16 protein-coding genes are annotated in these 15,425 nt (G+C 67.2%); 8 read left to right on the top strand and 8 right to left on the bottom strand.

Annotation, left to right across the window (positions count from 1 at the left end; genetic code table 11):
- Positions 1-8 precede the first annotated feature (8 nt).
- Together G6N44_RS03075 and G6N44_RS03070 are read left to right on the top strand one after the other, a co-directional pair.
- Positions 9-935: an LLM class F420-dependent oxidoreductase gene (locus tag G6N44_RS03075; RefSeq protein ID WP_163661020.1), complete on the top strand. Its 927-nt coding sequence runs from the start codon at positions 9-11 to the stop codon at positions 933-935.
- Between the two features lie 97 nt (positions 936-1,032).
- Entirely contained in the window at positions 1,033-2,406 is a 1,374-nt protein-coding gene (locus tag G6N44_RS03070) for a type II NADH:quinone oxidoreductase Ndh (RefSeq protein ID WP_163661018.1), read from the top strand.
- On the opposite strand, the gene G6N44_RS03065 is transcribed toward G6N44_RS03070, so the two are convergent.
- The 8 genes from G6N44_RS03065 to G6N44_RS03030 form a co-directional block, all read right to left on the bottom strand.
- On the bottom strand, positions 2,403-3,050 hold the full coding sequence (locus G6N44_RS03065; protein ID WP_163661016.1) for an urease accessory protein UreD: 648 nt from the start codon (positions 3,048-3,050) through the stop codon (positions 2,403-2,405). The genes G6N44_RS03070 and G6N44_RS03065 overlap by 4 nt on opposite strands.
- Positions 3,050-3,736 (bottom strand): urease accessory protein UreG, encoded by a 687-nt coding sequence (gene ureG, locus G6N44_RS03060; RefSeq protein WP_163661014.1) that lies wholly within the window; start codon positions 3,734-3,736, stop codon positions 3,050-3,052. Before ureG ends, G6N44_RS03065 begins: the two co-directional genes overlap by 1 nt.
- 29 nt (positions 3,737-3,765) lie before the next feature.
- Positions 3,766-4,401 (bottom strand): urease accessory protein UreF, encoded by a 636-nt coding sequence (locus G6N44_RS03055; protein WP_163661012.1) that lies wholly within the window; start codon positions 4,399-4,401, stop codon positions 3,766-3,768.
- A complete protein-coding gene (locus tag G6N44_RS03050; protein ID WP_163661010.1) occupies positions 4,402-6,123 on the bottom strand; it encodes an urease subunit alpha in 1,722 nt (573 codons plus the stop codon).
- Positions 6,120-6,434, bottom strand: a complete 315-nt coding sequence (locus tag G6N44_RS03045; RefSeq protein WP_163669527.1) for an urease subunit beta — start codon at positions 6,432-6,434, stop codon at positions 6,120-6,122. Before G6N44_RS03045 ends, G6N44_RS03050 begins: the two co-directional genes overlap by 4 nt.
- Before the next feature lie 3 nt (positions 6,435-6,437).
- The gene (locus G6N44_RS03040) at positions 6,438-6,740 is read right to left on the bottom strand and encodes an urease subunit gamma (protein ID WP_163661007.1); all 303 of its coding nucleotides are present in this window, start codon (positions 6,738-6,740) and stop codon (positions 6,438-6,440) included.
- 59 nt (positions 6,741-6,799) lie between these two features.
- The gene (locus G6N44_RS03035; protein ID WP_163661004.1) at positions 6,800-7,201 is read right to left on the bottom strand and encodes a PaaI family thioesterase; all 402 of its coding nucleotides are present in this window, start codon (positions 7,199-7,201) and stop codon (positions 6,800-6,802) included.
- A gap of 154 nt (positions 7,202-7,355) precedes the next feature.
- Positions 7,356-8,126 (bottom strand): iron reductase, encoded by a 771-nt coding sequence (locus G6N44_RS03030; RefSeq protein ID WP_163661002.1) that lies wholly within the window; start codon positions 8,124-8,126, stop codon positions 7,356-7,358.
- Between the two features lie 223 nt (positions 8,127-8,349).
- Here G6N44_RS03030 and G6N44_RS03025 point away from each other — a divergent pair, with 223 nt between their 5' ends.
- From G6N44_RS03025 to G6N44_RS03000, 6 genes are all read left to right on the top strand, one after another.
- Positions 8,350-8,766 (top strand): BlaI/MecI/CopY family transcriptional regulator, encoded by a 417-nt coding sequence (locus G6N44_RS03025; protein WP_163661000.1) that lies wholly within the window; start codon positions 8,350-8,352, stop codon positions 8,764-8,766.
- A 14-nt stretch (positions 8,767-8,780) separates the two neighbouring features.
- The gene (locus tag G6N44_RS03020; RefSeq protein WP_163660998.1) at positions 8,781-9,752 is read left to right on the top strand and encodes a M56 family metallopeptidase; all 972 of its coding nucleotides are present in this window, start codon (positions 8,781-8,783) and stop codon (positions 9,750-9,752) included.
- Positions 9,753-9,803: 51 nt separating this feature from the next.
- The gene (gene gndA, locus G6N44_RS03015) at positions 9,804-11,270 is read left to right on the top strand and encodes an NADP-dependent phosphogluconate dehydrogenase (protein ID WP_163660996.1); all 1,467 of its coding nucleotides are present in this window, start codon (positions 9,804-9,806) and stop codon (positions 11,268-11,270) included.
- Positions 11,271-11,295: 25 nt separating this feature from the next.
- Complete coding sequence (locus tag G6N44_RS03010) at positions 11,296-12,732, top strand: GuaB1 family IMP dehydrogenase-related protein (protein ID WP_163660994.1); 1,437 nt, start codon at positions 11,296-11,298, stop codon at positions 12,730-12,732.
- A 227-nt stretch (positions 12,733-12,959) separates the two neighbouring features.
- Positions 12,960-14,327 (top strand): hemolysin family protein, encoded by a 1,368-nt coding sequence (locus G6N44_RS03005; protein ID WP_163660992.1) that lies wholly within the window; start codon positions 12,960-12,962, stop codon positions 14,325-14,327.
- Positions 14,320-15,417 carry a hemolysin family protein gene (locus tag G6N44_RS03000; protein ID WP_163660990.1) on the top strand — a complete coding sequence of 366 codons (1,098 nt, stop codon included), beginning with the start codon at positions 14,320-14,322 and terminating at the stop codon, positions 15,415-15,417. Before G6N44_RS03005 ends, G6N44_RS03000 begins: the two co-directional genes overlap by 8 nt.
- Positions 15,418-15,425 lie beyond the last annotated feature (8 nt).

Here is a 15,425-nt window from a genome sequence, read left to right as displayed (position 1 = left end):
TAGATGGAGTGACGATCCGACTCGCACTCCAGATTCCCAACTTCACCTACGGCACCGGCGTCGCCGAGCTGTTCCCCACCGTCATCGCCCAGGCCCGCGAGGCCGAGTCCGCCGGATTCGATTCGGTGTTCGTGATGGACCACCTGTACCAGCTGCCACAGATCGGTACTCCCGATCAGCCGATGCTGGAGGCCTACACCGCTCTCGGCGCATTGGCGCAGGCAACCCAAGAAGTACACCTGGGCACGTTGGTGACAGGCAACACCTACCGAAACCCGACTCTGCTGGCCAAGTCCATCACCACTCTCGACGTGGTCAGCGCGGGCCGGGCCGTTCTGGGTATCGGGACCGGCTGGTTCGAACTCGAGCACGACAGCCTCGGTTTCGAATTCGGCACCTTCACCGAGCGATTCGAGAAGCTCGACGAGGCACTGCAGATCATCGTGCCGATGCTCGCCGGCGAACGCGTCAGTATCGACGGGAACTACTACCGCACCCAGGACGCCTTTGCCGAACCGCGCTTCCGCGAACACATTCCGCTGATGATCGGCGGCAGCGGCGAGAAGAAGACCATCCCGTTGGCGGCGCGGTATTTCGACCACCTCAACATCATCGCGGGGTTCGACGAACTGCCCCGCAAAGTTCAGGTGGTCAGACAGCGTTGCGAGGAAATCGACCGCGACCCGGCAACACTGGAGACCAGCATGCTGGTCTTCGCAATGATCGGCGACCACGTCACCGCGGACATGATTCCCGACGAGGTGAAGCAGAATGTGGTGTTCGGCAGCCCAGCGCAGGTCGCCGAACAGGTCAAGACGAAGGTCCTCGATGCCGGGGTCGACGGGGTCATCCTCAGCCCGGTGACCACGGGCGGTTACGTGCCGGGTGGCATCACCGCGGTGGCCGAAGAGTTGAAACCACTTATCTACGGGTAAACATTCGGTTCGGTTAGCCATCTCACCGCACTGATCGGAATACCGCCGTCTAACCTATTCGTTATACGAGTGGCAAACACGTCCGCGAGGAGCAGCAATGAGCCATGCCGGAGCTACGGCATCGGATCGGCACAAGGTAGTCATCATCGGATCGGGTTTCGGCGGTCTGACCGCCGCCAAGACCCTCAAACGTGCCGACGTCGACGTCAAGCTGATCGCCCGCACCACGCACCACCTGTTCCAGCCGTTGCTGTACCAGGTGGCCACCGGGATCATCTCCGAGGGCGAGATTGCCCCGGCCACCCGAGTGATCCTGCGCAAGCAGAAGAATGCCCAGGTGCTGTTGGGCGACGTGACACACATCGATCTGGAGAAGCGGACCGTCGAATCGGTCCTGCTCGGCCACCACTACTCCACTCCGTACGACAGTCTGATCATCGCGGCCGGCGCCGGGCAGTCGTACTTCGGCAACGACCATTTCGCCGAGTTCGCTCCCGGCATGAAGTCGATCGACGATGCCCTGGAGCTGCGCGGCCGTATCCTCGGCGCGTTCGAGCAGGCCGAGCGGTCCAGTGATCCGGTGCGTCGGGCCAAGCTACTCACCTTCACCGTGGTGGGTGCCGGTCCGACGGGCGTGGAGATGGCCGGGCAGATCGCCGAATTGTCGGATCAGACGCTGCACGGAAGCTTCCGCCACATCGACCCCACCGAGGCCCGGGTGATCCTGCTCGATGCCGCACCGGCGGTCCTGCCACCGATGGGCCCGAAGCTGGGCAAACGGGCCCAGGAACGGCTGGAGAAGATGGGGGTCGAGGTTCAGCTCGGCGCCATGGTCACCGACGTCGACCGCAACGGTCTGACGGTCAAGGACTCCGACGGCACGCTGCGGCGGATCGAATCGGCCTGCAAGGTGTGGTCGGCCGGCGTCTCGGCAAGCCCGCTCGGTAAGGATCTGGCCGAACAGTCCGGGGTGGAGCTCGACCGGGCCGGCCGGGTCAAGGTGGGGCCGGATCTGACGCTTCCGGGCCATCCCAATGTCTTCGTCGTCGGCGATATGGCCGCGATGGACGGTGTGCCGGGTGTCGCCCAGGGGGCGATCCAGGGCGGCCGTTACGCCGCCAAGCTGATCAAGCGCGAGGTCGCCGGGACCAGCCCGAAAATCCGGGCGCCGTTCGAGTACTTCGACAAGGGCTCGATGGCGACGGTGTCGCGGTTCTCGGCGGTGGCCAAGGTCGGCCCGGTCGAGTTCTCCGGGTTCTTCGCCTGGGTGTGCTGGTTGGTGCTGCACCTGGTGTACATCGTCGGGTTCAAGAGTCGTCTGGTGACGGTGTTGTCGTGGGGTGTGACGTTCCTGAGCACCAAGCGCGGTCAGCTCACCATCACCGAACAGCAGGCCTACGCCCGTACCCGGATCGAGGAACTCGAAGAGATCGCCGCCGCGGTGCAGGAAACCGAGAAGGCGGCTTCCTAGCGCCCTGGGACGTCAGGGGGTAGCCGGTCACCTTGCCAGGTGGCCAGGCTGCCGCCCCGGGCCAATGCCAGCACCGTTCCGCGTCCTTCGAATAAGGATGCGGGATAACGCAATTCACTGATGCAGGCCCGAGGGGCAGCCAGTTCGTCATCGGCCACTGCTCCACTGCCGAGTTGTATCCGATGACGCAACAGGGGCGCCGAGGCCACGTCGGCATGCATCGCCGACGACCAGAAACCTTCCCGCTCCCCGGATCGGCCGATCTGGGTTCGCTCCCGGATACGTATGTGGGCAGGTTCGGCCAATTGCAGTCGCGTGGTGGTGCAATGCGCCGAACCGCCTGCCACCACAGTCGGCTCCGGGTCGAGATCCAACTGCCCGGCCACCTGGATGTCCCAATGCGCCGTCGACCGGAGTGTGTGGGCGCCGGGCAATACCAGCGTGGCCGCAGCGGTGCGAACCCGCAGCCGGGCACCGGCCTCCACGACCAGACGCACTGTGAGGGTGTCGCCCCCCAGTGGTGTGGCAGCCGTTGAGATCAAGTGCACCGTGTCGGGTTCGGTGCACCGTCCGGCCAGACCACCGGCGGCCTCGATGCGCGGCAACCGGCCCGGCGCGGCCACGATGACGACGTGCGGCTGCATCAGACCGACGTTGCCCGCGCGGCCTTGAGCTGTTCGCGTACCCAGGCCAGTACCGGACCCGCGGACGGATCCTCGGTCAGTGAGATCAGGGCGGTCGGCCGGTGTGCGCGTACCGTGGCCGCGTCGCGGCGCATCACGTCGAGGTCGGCGCCCACCAGCGGGGCCAGATCGGTCTTGTTGACCACCAACAGATCCGAGTACGTGACGCCGGGGCCGCCCTTGCGCGGTACCTTGTCTCCCCCGGCCACGTCGACGACGAAGATCTGCACATCCACCAGCCCCGACGAGAACGTCGCCGTGAGGTTGTCGCCGCCGGATTCGACGAGGATCAGATCCAGTGCCGGGTTGGCCTCGATCAGGTCATCGATCGCATCCAGGTTCGCGGTGATGTCGTCGCGGATCGCGGTGTGCGGACATCCCCCGGTCTGTACCGCGGCGATCCGCTCATCGGGCAGTACCGCATGCCGGCGCAGGAAGTCGGCGTCCTCGGTGGTGTAGATGTCGTTGGTCAACACCGCCAGCGACAACTCATCGCGCAGCTGCCGGCACAGCGCCGCGACCAGCGCCGTCTTACCCGAACCGACCGGACCCCCGACACCGATGCGCAGCGGCTCGCCGGGATGGCGTACCCGTTTGGGCCGGTCGGTGTGGGTGTGCGGTTCGCCGTCGAGGAAATGTGGTGGCATGGTGGGCCTTTCGAGAACTTGACGAAGATTTACGAGACGAACAGGGGACGGTCCCGTTCGGTGTGCCGCTGCGCGAGGACGTCGAGCAACGGGTCGGACAGATCGGCCAACCCGGTGACCGCCTCCGCGGCCACGTCGTCACACAACCCGGACAGCTCGAAGGTCAGGGCCGCGACGTCGGTGGGGTCCAACGCGAGCAACCGTTGCGCGGCGGTGGCCGAACCCGTCATGGTGGTATAGACCACCGATAGTGCGGTCTGATTTTCGTCCAGTCCGGCGGCCGCCCCGACCGCGCCCGCTGCGACCGGCAGATGCGGCCGGGGACCCAGCGCGTCCCACGATTGCAGCGGCCAGACCCGCCTGGCCAACCGGACCAATCCACGACCCTGGGCGCGGGAAGCGTCACGCGCCGCCGGAGCCGGTGTGCGGGCATCGGTTTCGGCATCGGCATCCGCGGGATCCATGGCCCCGGTGCGTACCGCCACCGCCAACGAGGCGGCCACCATTCCGCTGGTGCGGATGCGACGGATCAGGAAGGCACGGAGGGTGGGCAGGTCGGTGAGCAGGCCGCTGGTCACCGCCTCCTCGACACCACCGGAATGCACGTGGCCGCCGGTCGGCAACCGCGAATCGGCCAGGTTCAGAAGGGTTGTCAGGCTGGTCATCTAGAACAGGAAATATCGCTGGGCCATCGGCAGTTCGACCGCGGGATCTTCCTGCCACACCTGCCCGTCGATCCGCACGGTGAAGGTGTCCGGATCAACCTCGATACTCGGCAGCGCATCGTTGAGCGGCATCGCAGCCTTGCCCACCTGCCGAACATTTTTGACCGCAGCCAGCTTTCGACGAATATCGAGGCGTTCAGCCAAGCCGTCCTCGATTGCCTGCGGCGCGACGAAATGCACGGAGGTGGCGGCCGCCGCGGCCGGAGCCGCACCGAACATCGGGCGGGGCAGTACCGGCTGCGGGGTGGGGATTGAGGCGTTGGCATCGCCCATGGCCGCCCAGGTGATCATTCCGCCCTTGAGCACCGCGTGCGGGCGTACGCCGAAGAACGCCGGTTCCCACAGCACCAGATCGGCCAGCTTGCCGACCTCGACCGAACCGATCTCGTCGTCCAGACCGTGCGCAACGGCCGGGCAGATGGTGTATTTCGCCACGTACCGGCGGACTCGGTTGTTGTCCGCCGCACCGTCGCCCTCCAGCGCGCCACGCCTGCGCTTCATCACGTGCGCGGTCTGCCAGGTCCGCAGGACCACCTCACCGATGCGACCCATCGCCTGCGCGTCACTGCCGATCATCGAGATCGCCCCGATGTCGTGCAACAGGTCCTCGGCGGCGATCGTCGAGGGCCGGATCCGGCTCTCGGCAAAGGCCAGATCCTCGGGCACGTTCGGATTGAGGTGATGGCACACCATGAGCATGTCGAGGTGCTCATCGAGAGTGTTGACCGTGTGCGGCCGGGTCGGGTTGGTCGAACTGGGCAGCACATTCGGGTGCGCCGCCACGGTGATGATGTCGGGTGCATGCCCGCCACCGGCACCTTCGGTGTGATACGCGTGGATGCCGCGACCCTTGATGGCGGCCAGGGTGTCCTCGACGAAACCGGCCTCATTGAGGGTGTCGGTATGGATGTTGACCTGGACGCCTGCGGCGTCGGCGACGGTGAGGCAGGCGTCGATGGCCGCCGGCGTCGTGCCCCAGTCCTCGTGCAGCTTGAAACCGGCTGCGCCGCCACGTAACTGCTCCCACAAGGCGTCCGCGCTGACGGTATTTCCTTTGCCCAGCAGCGCGACGTTGAGCGGCCAGGAGTCCAGCGATTCCAGCATCCGGGCCAGGTGCCAGGCACCCGGGGTGACGGTGGTCGCCTTGCTGCCCTCGGCGGGACCGGTGCCGCCGGCCACAATCGTGGTGATACCGGAACCGAGTGCTTCCGCCATGATCTGCGGACAGATCAGGTGCACGTGGCAGTCGATCGCACCTGCGGTCAGGATCCGGCCGTTGCCCCCGATGATCTCGGTCGAAGGACCGACGACCAGGGCGGGGTGCACCCCGGTCATGATTTCGGGGTTGCCTGCCTTCCCGATCCCCACGATGCGGCCATCGCGGATCCCGATGTCGGCCTTGATGATCCCCCAGTGGTCGATGATCACCACGCCGGTGATGACGGTGTCCGGAGCGCCATCGGCCCGGGTGGCCCTCGACTGCCCCATCGACTCGCGCAGCACCTTTCCGCCGCCGAACACCGCCTCGTCGCCGGCCAGGCGGGGGCCGCCGCTGCGGTCCTCGGTGATCTCGACGAACAGGTCCGTGTCGGCCAGGCGGATCCGATCACCGGCGGTCGGGCCGAACAGCGCCGCGTAACGGGCCCTGGTCAATTCGGTCATGAAGGGTCCAATCGACCGGGCGGATCGAGACTGATTCCGTGTACCTCGCGCAAGCCACCGAGTGGGACCAACGAGATCCGCTGGGCCACACCGGGTTCGAATCGAACCGCGGTACCGGCCGGGATGTCGAGCCGATGGCCGCGAGCAGCGGCCCGGTCGAAATCCAGGGCGGCATTGGCCTGTGGCAGGTGTACGTGACTGCCGACTTGTACGGGCCGGTCACCGGTGTTGACGACGTCCAGAATCAACCGTGGCGCACCGGCATTGAGCACTATGGTGCCGTCACCGAACAGAATCTCGCCTGGGATCATCACTCAGGCGATCGGGTGGTGGACGGTAACCAGTTTGGTGCCGTCGGGGAATGTCGCCTCGACCTGCACGTCGTCGAGCATCTCGGGCACACCTTCCATCACCTGTCCGCGCGTCAGCACGTCTCGTCCGCTCACCATCAACTCGGCGACGGTACGACCGTCGCGCGCACCCTCCAGCAGGTGATCGGTGATCACCGCGACGGCCTCCGGGTGATTGAGCCGCAGGCCGCGAGCCTGTCTCCGGCGGGCCAGCTCGGCTGCATACGAGATGAGCAGGCGGTCCTGCTCATGCGGGGTCAAACGCATAGTGCGCGATATTGCCACGGCGAGCGGAGTTCGGCAGCGCGCGCACGGCGGGCCGGCGACTACTCGGCGATGTTCTGCAACCGCACCTGGCCGCGCGCCACCAGGCGGTCGTCCTCATCGGTGATGGTGATCAACCACAGCTGCTGACGCCGCCCACGGTGGATCGGCGTCGACACTGCGGTCACCGTGCCCGAACCGATGGCGCGCAGGAAGTCGGTGTTGTTGTTGACCCCGACGACCGTGCCGCCGCCGTTCTCCGACAACCAGATGTGGCCGGACACGCTGGCCAGGCTTTCGACGATCGAGCAGTACACGCCGCCGTGCACGATCCCCCACGGCTGCAACAGCTTTTCGTGGATCGTCAGCTGTGCGCGACCGCCGTCGGGGGTGAGATCCAGATAGGTCAGGCCCAGCTCGGTATCGAATCCTCTACCCAGGCCCTCGGGGAAATCAGTGGTCACAGTCCTCGTGTCTACACGCTGTGGCACCGCAAAGATGCGGGCGGGTCCCGCGTAGTACGCGGGACCCGCCCTCGAGCGGACCGGGGGTCTCTGCAGCCCTCAGGACTCCGGCTCGGTCCGTTGGTCTCGTATTCACATACTAGGCAAGGCTACCCTAATTCAACAAGCCCCTCCCCGCCCGGCCCGAGCCGCGGACGGGCAGGCCGAAGCCGACCATCGCATCGAGCAGGGCCTGGCCGCGCCGCATGCTCACGACCTCACTCGAGCCGGCCAGCAGCGGGACCTGGGTGGCCGCGCCGACCACCGCCGCGCCGACCAGGTGCCACATCGCCGCGACAGACACGGCGCCGTCACTGACGTCGGCCAACCGGGCGAACAAGGGTGCGAGCGCGCGGTGACTGCGATGCGCCACCCAGGTGGTCAGCGCCGCCTCACTGGGTAGCGCGACGATCCCGTCGCGAGAAACGCTCGCGCACCGGGCGGCCCGGCCGCAGTAATACGAATCCTCGGGCAGTCCGCGCAGCGTCGGATCGACGACGCCGACCCAGTCGATCGCACCCTCGGAGTCGACATGGACCCACAGGTTCTCCAATCCGGTGTCCCAGGCCCGCCCTTCCAGCACCAACAGCGGCACGACCCGACCGATCACCACATGGGTGAACGTGGCGGCCAACTGCTGCGCGACGGCGGCCCGGTTCCCGGTTTCGGCCATCGCGGCGTCGAACATTCCCCGCAGCCGATCCCCGGACAACGCCTCCGTAAGCGGCCACCACCGCCGGCGCGAGAGGTCGCCCACCACGGCCACACCGTAGACCCGCGGACACTCCGGACACAGTTCACGCAAACGCCGACTCGACTCATGCAGCGGCAGCGTCCGCCCGATGTCCATGCCCGCGATCAGCGGATCTTCGATCAAGACCGTCATGTCACCTCCGAAGGCTCAGTTTGACTTAGGTTAGCCTTACTATAGTCATATGAAGCACGAGAGCTACCTGCTGTGACTGGATTCACAACAAGCCCGATAAAGGGCGCTGACCTCGCCCTCGACCGATGCAGACAGTTGTCCAGAGGCCAGCCGCAACCGCATACGACGCACGGTAGTAATCCCGTAGTACGCTGGCTTTACTGCTCAGGAGAGTGAACGGAACATGGCCAAATTGACGCGTCTCGGGGAGCTAGAGCGCGAGGTGATGGACCGCTTATGGTCCGAGCCCGAACCCCAAACAGTGCGGCAAGTCCATGAGGCGCTGGCCGCCCACCGCGACTTGGCCTACACCACGATCATGACCGTGCTGCAACGACTGGCGAAGAAGAACCTCGTCGTACAGCACCGCGATGACCGGGCGCACCGCTATGCGCCCACGCACGGCCGCGACGAGCTGGTCGCCGGGTTGATGGTGGACGCCCTCGACCAGGCCGCGGACTCCGGCAGCCGCCAGGCCGCGCTGGTCCATTTCGTCGAGCGAGTCGGCGTCGATGAGGCCCAGGCCTTGCGCCGGGCGCTCGCCGAACTGGAGAGCAAGCACGAGCTGTCCCGACCGACTGGCAATTCCGGTACCGCCTGAGAGAGACTTACGGCGTGTCCGCGCTGGCCTTCACCCTCGTAGCGCTGGCCCTGGTCGGGCCGGTACCGGCGGTGCTGGCGCGCGCAACCTGGCCCCTGCGCGCCCCGCGTGCGGCCATCGTGCTGTGGCAGTCGATCGCGCTGGCCGCCGTACTCTCGGCCTTCTCGGCCGGTATCGCCATCGCGAGCAGGCTGTTCGTTCCCGGCCCGGACGGCCGGCCGACAGCCACCATCACCAGCGAGATCGAGGCTCTGGGCTGGCCGCTGTGGCTGCTGCTGGTCGTGGTATTCACGCTCACCCTGCTCATCGGGGGGCGGCTCTGTCTGGCCGTGATCCAGGTGGCGGTGGCCACCCGGCGCAGGCGCGCCCATCACCGCATGATGGTCGACCTGCTCGGCAAATCCCGCGAGGCGGTTCCGGCCCACCTCTGTACGGCCCACCGCCCGCTGGCCGGCGACGGGCTGCGCATCCTCGACGTCGCCCAGCCGCTCGCCTACTGCCTGCCCGGCGTCCGCAGTCGCGTCGTGGTCAGCGAGGGAACGCTGACCACGTTGTCCGACAACGAGATCGCCGCAATCCTCACCCATGAGCGGGCCCACCTGCGCGCCCGCCACGATCTGGTCCTGGAGATGTTCACCGCCGTCCACGCCGCCTTCCCGCGGTTCGTCCGCAGCGCCAACGCCCTGGATGCCGTCCGGCTGCTCATCGAGCTGCTGGCCGACGACGCCGCCGTCCGGACCGCAGGCCCCACTCCCCTGGCCCGGGCGCTGGTTGCCTGCGCGAGCGGCCGCACCCCCTCGGGTGCGCTGGCCGCCGGCGGGCCGACCACCGTGATCCGGGTACGACGCCTGGGCGGCAAGCCCAACAGCGTGGCCATGGCGGCCACCGCCTACCTGACCGCAGCCGCAGTGCTGGTGATCCCCACCGTCGCCGTCGCGGTCCCCTGGCTCACCGAACTTCACCGCCTGTTCTCCGGTCTCGGATAACGCTCTGCACGACAGGCGTTCTACTACAACAAAACAACGAAAGGCTGCTGCATGACTTCGTCGAGTACTCCGTCGAGCACCACCGCTACTGCGCAGATCGGAGTTACCGGCCTCGCGGTGATGGGTTCCAACATCGCCCGCAACTTCGCCCGGCACGGCTACACCGTCGCCCTGCACAACCGCTCGGTGTCCAAGACCGATGCACTGTTGGCCGAACACGGTTCGGAAGGCAAGTTCGTCCGCAGTGAGACCATCGCCGAATTCCTTGACGCCCTGGAGAAACCGCGCCGCGTGCTGATCATGGTCAAAGCCGGCGATGCCACCGACGCGGTGATCAACGAGCTCGCCGACGCCATGGAAGAGGGCGACATCATCATCGATGGTGGCAACTCGCTCTACACCGACACCATCCGCCGCGAGAAGGCCATCCGCGAGCGCGGCCTGCACTTCGTCGGCGCGGGCATCTCCGGTGGTGAAGAGGGCGCACTCAACGGCCCGTCGATCATGCCCGGCGGCCCCGCGGAGTCCTACAAGAGCCTCGGCCCGCTGCTCGAGGAGATCTCGGCCCACGTCGACGGCGTGCCGTGCTGTACGCACATCGGCCCGGACGGGTCCGGGCACTTCGTGAAAATGGTGCACAACGGTATCGAGTACTCCGACATGCAGCTGATCGGCGAGGCCTACCAGTTGCTGCGCGACGGGCTGGGCAAATCCGCCCCCGAGATCGCCGACGTGTTCGCCGAGTGGAACAAGGGCGAGCTGGACAGCTACCTGGTCGAGATCACCGCCGAGGTGCTGCGCCAGGTCGACGCCAAGACCGGCAGGCCACTGGTCGATGTGATCGTGGACGAGGCCGAGCAGAAGGGCACCGGGCGCTGGACCGTAAAGTCCGCCCTGGACCTCGGGGTTCCGGTCACCGGCATCGCCGAGGCCGTGTTCGCCCGGGCCCTGTCCGGTTCGGTCCCGCAGCGCAAGGCCACCGTCGGGCTGGCCTCCGGCGGCCTCGGCACCGCTCCGGCCGACGCCGCCCAGTTCACCGAAGACGTGCGCCAGGCGCTGTACGCGTCCAAGATCGTCGCCTACGCACAGGGTTTCAACCAGATCCAGGCCGGCAGCGCCGAATACAACTGGAACGTCACCCCCGGCGACCTGGCCACCATCTGGCGCGGCGGTTGCATCATCCGGGCCAAGTTCCTCAACCGGATCAAAGACGCCTTCGATGAGGATCCTGAGTCACCGACCCTTCTCGCCGCCCCGTATTTCCGCAGTGCAGTTGAATCGGCGATCGACAGCTGGCGCCGGGTGGTCGTCACCGCCACCCAGCTCGGCATCCCGGTCCCCGGATTCTCGTCGGCGCTGTCCTACTACGACGCGTTGCGCACCGAGCGGCTGCCCGCAGCGCTGACTCAGGGCCTGCGCGATTTCTTCGGTGCGCACACCTACGGGCGCACCGACGCCGAGCCCGGTCAGAAGTTCCACACCCTGTGGAGCGGCGACCGCAGCGAGGTCCCCGCCTGAGTAGGCTCAGTTGGGTGAGGTTGCAGTGAGATTCCTGAACGGACACATCCCGCCGTACGACCTGACCTACAACGACGTCTTCGTCGTCCCCGGACGGTCGGATGTGGCTTCGCGCTTCGACGTCGATCTGTCAACCTCCGACGGATCCGGCACCACCATCCCGGTGGTGGTGGCGAACATGACGGCGGTGGCGGGTCGGCGCATGGCCGAGACCATCGCCCGGCGCGGCGGCATCGTGGTGCTGCCACAGGATCTGCCGAGCACCGTGGTCGCCGACACCGTCGAGTTCGTCAAGAGCCGCGACCTGGTGGTGGACACGCCGGTGACGCTGGGCCCCGAGAACTCGGTGGCCGACGCCGCGGCACTGCTGCACAAGCGTGCCCACGGCGCGGCGGTCGTGGTGTTCGAGGGACGCCCGATCGGTCTGGTCACCGAGGCCAACTGTGCCGGCGTGGACCGGTTCGCCCGGATCCGCGATATCGCGGTGTCGGACTTCGTCACCGCCCCGGTGGGTACCGACCCGAGACAGGTGTTCGACCTGCTCGAGCACGCACCGATCGATCTCGCGGTGCTCACTTCGCCGGACGGTTCCCTGGCCGGGGTTCTGACCCGTACCGCAGCGGTACGGGCAGGCATCTACCGGCCGGCCGTCGACGCCACGGGGCGACTGCGCATCGCCGCGGCCGTCGGGATCAACGGCGATGTCGGCGCCAAGGCCCGCGCACTGGCCGAGGCCGGGGTGGACCTGCTGGTCATCGACACCGCACACGGGCATCAGCTCAAGATGCTCGACGCCGTCAAGACGGTGGCATCGCTGGACCTCGGCCTGCCGCTGGCTGCGGGCAACGTGGTCTCCGCCGAGGGCACCCGCGACCTCATCGAAGCCGGCGCCTCGATCGTCAAGGTCGGCGTCGGGCCCGGCGCGATGTGCACCACCCGGATGATGACCGGTGTGGGACGCCCGCAGTTCTCCGCTGTCGTCGAATGTTCCGCAGCAGCAAAGGAATTCGGCGGAAAGGTGTGGGCCGACGGCGGTGTCCGGCATCCCCGGGACGTGGCACTGGCGCTGGCCGCCGGCGCCGCCAACGTGATGATCGGCTCATGGTTCGCCGGAACGTATGAATCCCCCGGCGACCTGCTGCACGACCGGGAGGAACGGCCGTACAAGGAGAGCTACGGCATGGCCTCCAAACGTGCGGTGGCCGCCCGTACCGCCGGGGACAGTCCGTTCGACCGCGCCCGCAAGGCTCTGTTCGAGGAGGGCATCTCGTCCTCGCGGATGAGCCTCGACCCGGGGCGCGGCGGCGTCGAGGACCTGCTCGACCACATCACTTCGGGGGTACGCAGCACCTGCACCTATGTCGGGGCCAGCAACATCACCGAACTGCACGAGAAGGTGGTGCTGGGCGTGCAATCGGCCGCCGGTTTCGCCGAGGGTCATCCGCTGCCGACCGGATGGTGACCGCGATACTATTGAGCTTCCTGTATCGCGCGGATGGTCGGACATTGCCCTTTCGTCCGCTGCGTCAGATCGAACGAAAGGGTTCACGTGCCGCAGGCACCCACCGAGGCCTCCGGTTCTGAACCGGCCTTCCGGGTGGAAAACCAGTCCCTACTGTCCGCCGAAGCTGACGACCCCTCTTCTAGTCGGCCGGGCCCCGGGCCCGGCGCATTTCTGGTGAGGATCTGATGGGCAGCTCACCAGACCTCGTCTTCTCCCTGCTGTCGATCCTGGCGATCGTCCTGCTCACCGTCGGCACCGCGGTGTTCGTGGCGGCCGAGTTCTCGCTGACCGCGCTGGAACGCAGCACGGTCGAGGCCAACGCCCGCTCCGGCGACCGCCGCGACCAACTGGTCCGCCGCGCGCACCGCACCCTGTCATTCCAGCTCTCCGGCGCCCAGGTCGGCATCTCGATCACCACACTGGCCACCGGTTACCTCGCCGAACCCGTCGTCGGGGAACTGATCCGCCCCGGCCTGGATGCCATCGGCATCCCCGCCAGATTCGCCGGTGGGCTGTCCCTGTTCCTGGCGATACTCATCGCGACGTCGCTGTCGATGGTGTTCGGCGAGCTCGTGCCCAAAAACCTGGCCGTGGCCCGCCCGGTCCCGACCGCGCGCGCGGCTGCGCCGTTCCAGCTGCTGTTCTCGTTGCTGTTCACCCCCGTCATCAAGCTGACCAACGGCACCGCCAACTGGATCGTCCGCCGCCTCGGCGTCGAACCCGCCGAGGAACTGCGCTCGGCGCGCTCGGCCCAGGAGCTGGCGTCGCTGGTCCGGAACTCGGCCCGCAGCGGGTCGCTCGATCCCACCACCGCGTTGCTGGTGCACCGTTCGCTGCAGTTCGGTGAGCGCATCGCCGAGGAACTGATGACTCCGCGCTCCAAGATCGAGGTACTCGACGCAGGCGATTCGGTGGCCGACCTGATGGCCGCCGCGATCCGCACCGGATATTCGCGGTTCCCCATCGTCGAGGGCGACCTCGACGAGACGATCGGCGTGGTCCACGTCAAACAGGTGTTCTCGATTCCGCGCGAGGACCGCGCCAAGATGCGGCTGGCCGCACTGGCCTTGCCGGTGGCGACCGTGCCTTCGACCCTCGACGGCGACGCCGTCATGACCCAGATCCGCGCCAACGGGTTGCAGACCGCGCTCGTCGTCGACGAATACGGCGGCACGGCGGGCATGGTGACCGTGGAGGATCTGATCGAGGAGATCGTCGGCGACGTACGCGACGAGCATGACGACGCCACCCCCGACGTGGTGCCGGCCGGTGCCGGCTGGCAGGTCTCCGGGCTGCTGCGCATCGACGAGGTGGCGACCGGCACCGGATTCCGCGCTCCCGAAGGTGAATACGAGACCATCGGCGGGCTCGTCCTGCAGGAACTCGGCCACATCCCGGAGAACGGCGAGTCCGTGGAGCTCGTCGCGTTCGACCCCGACGGCGATCCCGACAAACCCGTTCACTGGCTGGCCACCGTGGTCCGGATGGACGGCCGCCGGATCGACCTGCTGGAGCTGACCAGCCTCGGCCACCGGGGGAACAGCCATGGGTGACATCCTCGGCGTGCTGTTGACGGTACTGCTGCTGGCGGCGAATGCGTTCTTCGTGGCGGCCGAGTTCGCGCTGATCTCGGCCCGCCGGGACCGGCTGCAGGCCCTGGCCGAACAGGGTAAACGCAGTGCCATCACGGTCATTCGGGCCGGCGAGCACCTGTCGCTGATGCTGGCCGGTTCCCAGCTGGGCATCACGATCTGCTCGATCCTGCTGGGCCGGGTCGGTGAACCGGCCGTCGCGCATCTGTTGGAGAAGCCGTTCGCGTTGTTCGGGGTGTCCGACACCGTGCTGCACACGGTCTCGTTCCTCGTCGCGCTGGCCGTCGTGGTGATTCTGCATGTGCTGCTCGGCGAGATGGTGCCGAAGAACATCGCGATCGCTGGGCCCGAGACTGCGGCGATGCTGCTGATCCCGCCGTATCTGCTCTACATCAACGCGGCCCGGCCGTTCATCGCCTTCTACAACTGGTGCGCCAACGCCACCCTGCGCCTGTTCCGTGTCGAACCGGTCGACGAGCTGGCCTCGGCCGTGTCGACCGTCGAGCTGTCGGAGATGATCGCCGAATCGGTGTCCGAAGGCCTGCTCGACACCGAGGAGCACGGTCGCCTGACCCGGGCACTGCAGACGCGCAGCAGGACGGTCAACGACGTCGCGATGCCGTTGACCGACATTCACGCGATACCCGTTGCCGCCGAAGGCAGCGGGCCGACCGTGGGTGCGGTCGAGCGGGCCCTCACCGAGACCGGCTACTCCCGTTTCCCGGTGACCGACACGTCGGGATCGGTCATCGGATACCTGCACATCAAGGATGTGCTGCCGCAGATCAACGATCCCGATGCGGTACTGGACGTGACGATGGTGCGTCCGCTGCCCCGCGTCTCGGCGTCGTTGCCGCTGCCCGACGCGCTGTCGCGGATGCGGCGAAGCAACAGTCACCTCGCACTGGTGGTCTCGGGTGACGAGCAGGGTCACGAGGCGCCGGACGACGAGAACGGCGGCGTGGCCGGAACCGTCACCGCGATGGTCGCGCTGGAAGACCTGGTCGAGGATCTGGTCGGAACAGTACGCGACGGTACGCACCGCATCTGACCCCTCGA

The organism is Mycolicibacterium alvei (assembly GCF_010727325.1).
GTDB classification, from domain to species: domain Bacteria; phylum Actinomycetota; class Actinomycetes; order Mycobacteriales; family Mycobacteriaceae; genus Mycobacterium; species Mycobacterium alvei.
Note: the sequence above shows the minus strand (reverse complement) of the source record. Positions and strands in the feature narration are given on the sequence as shown.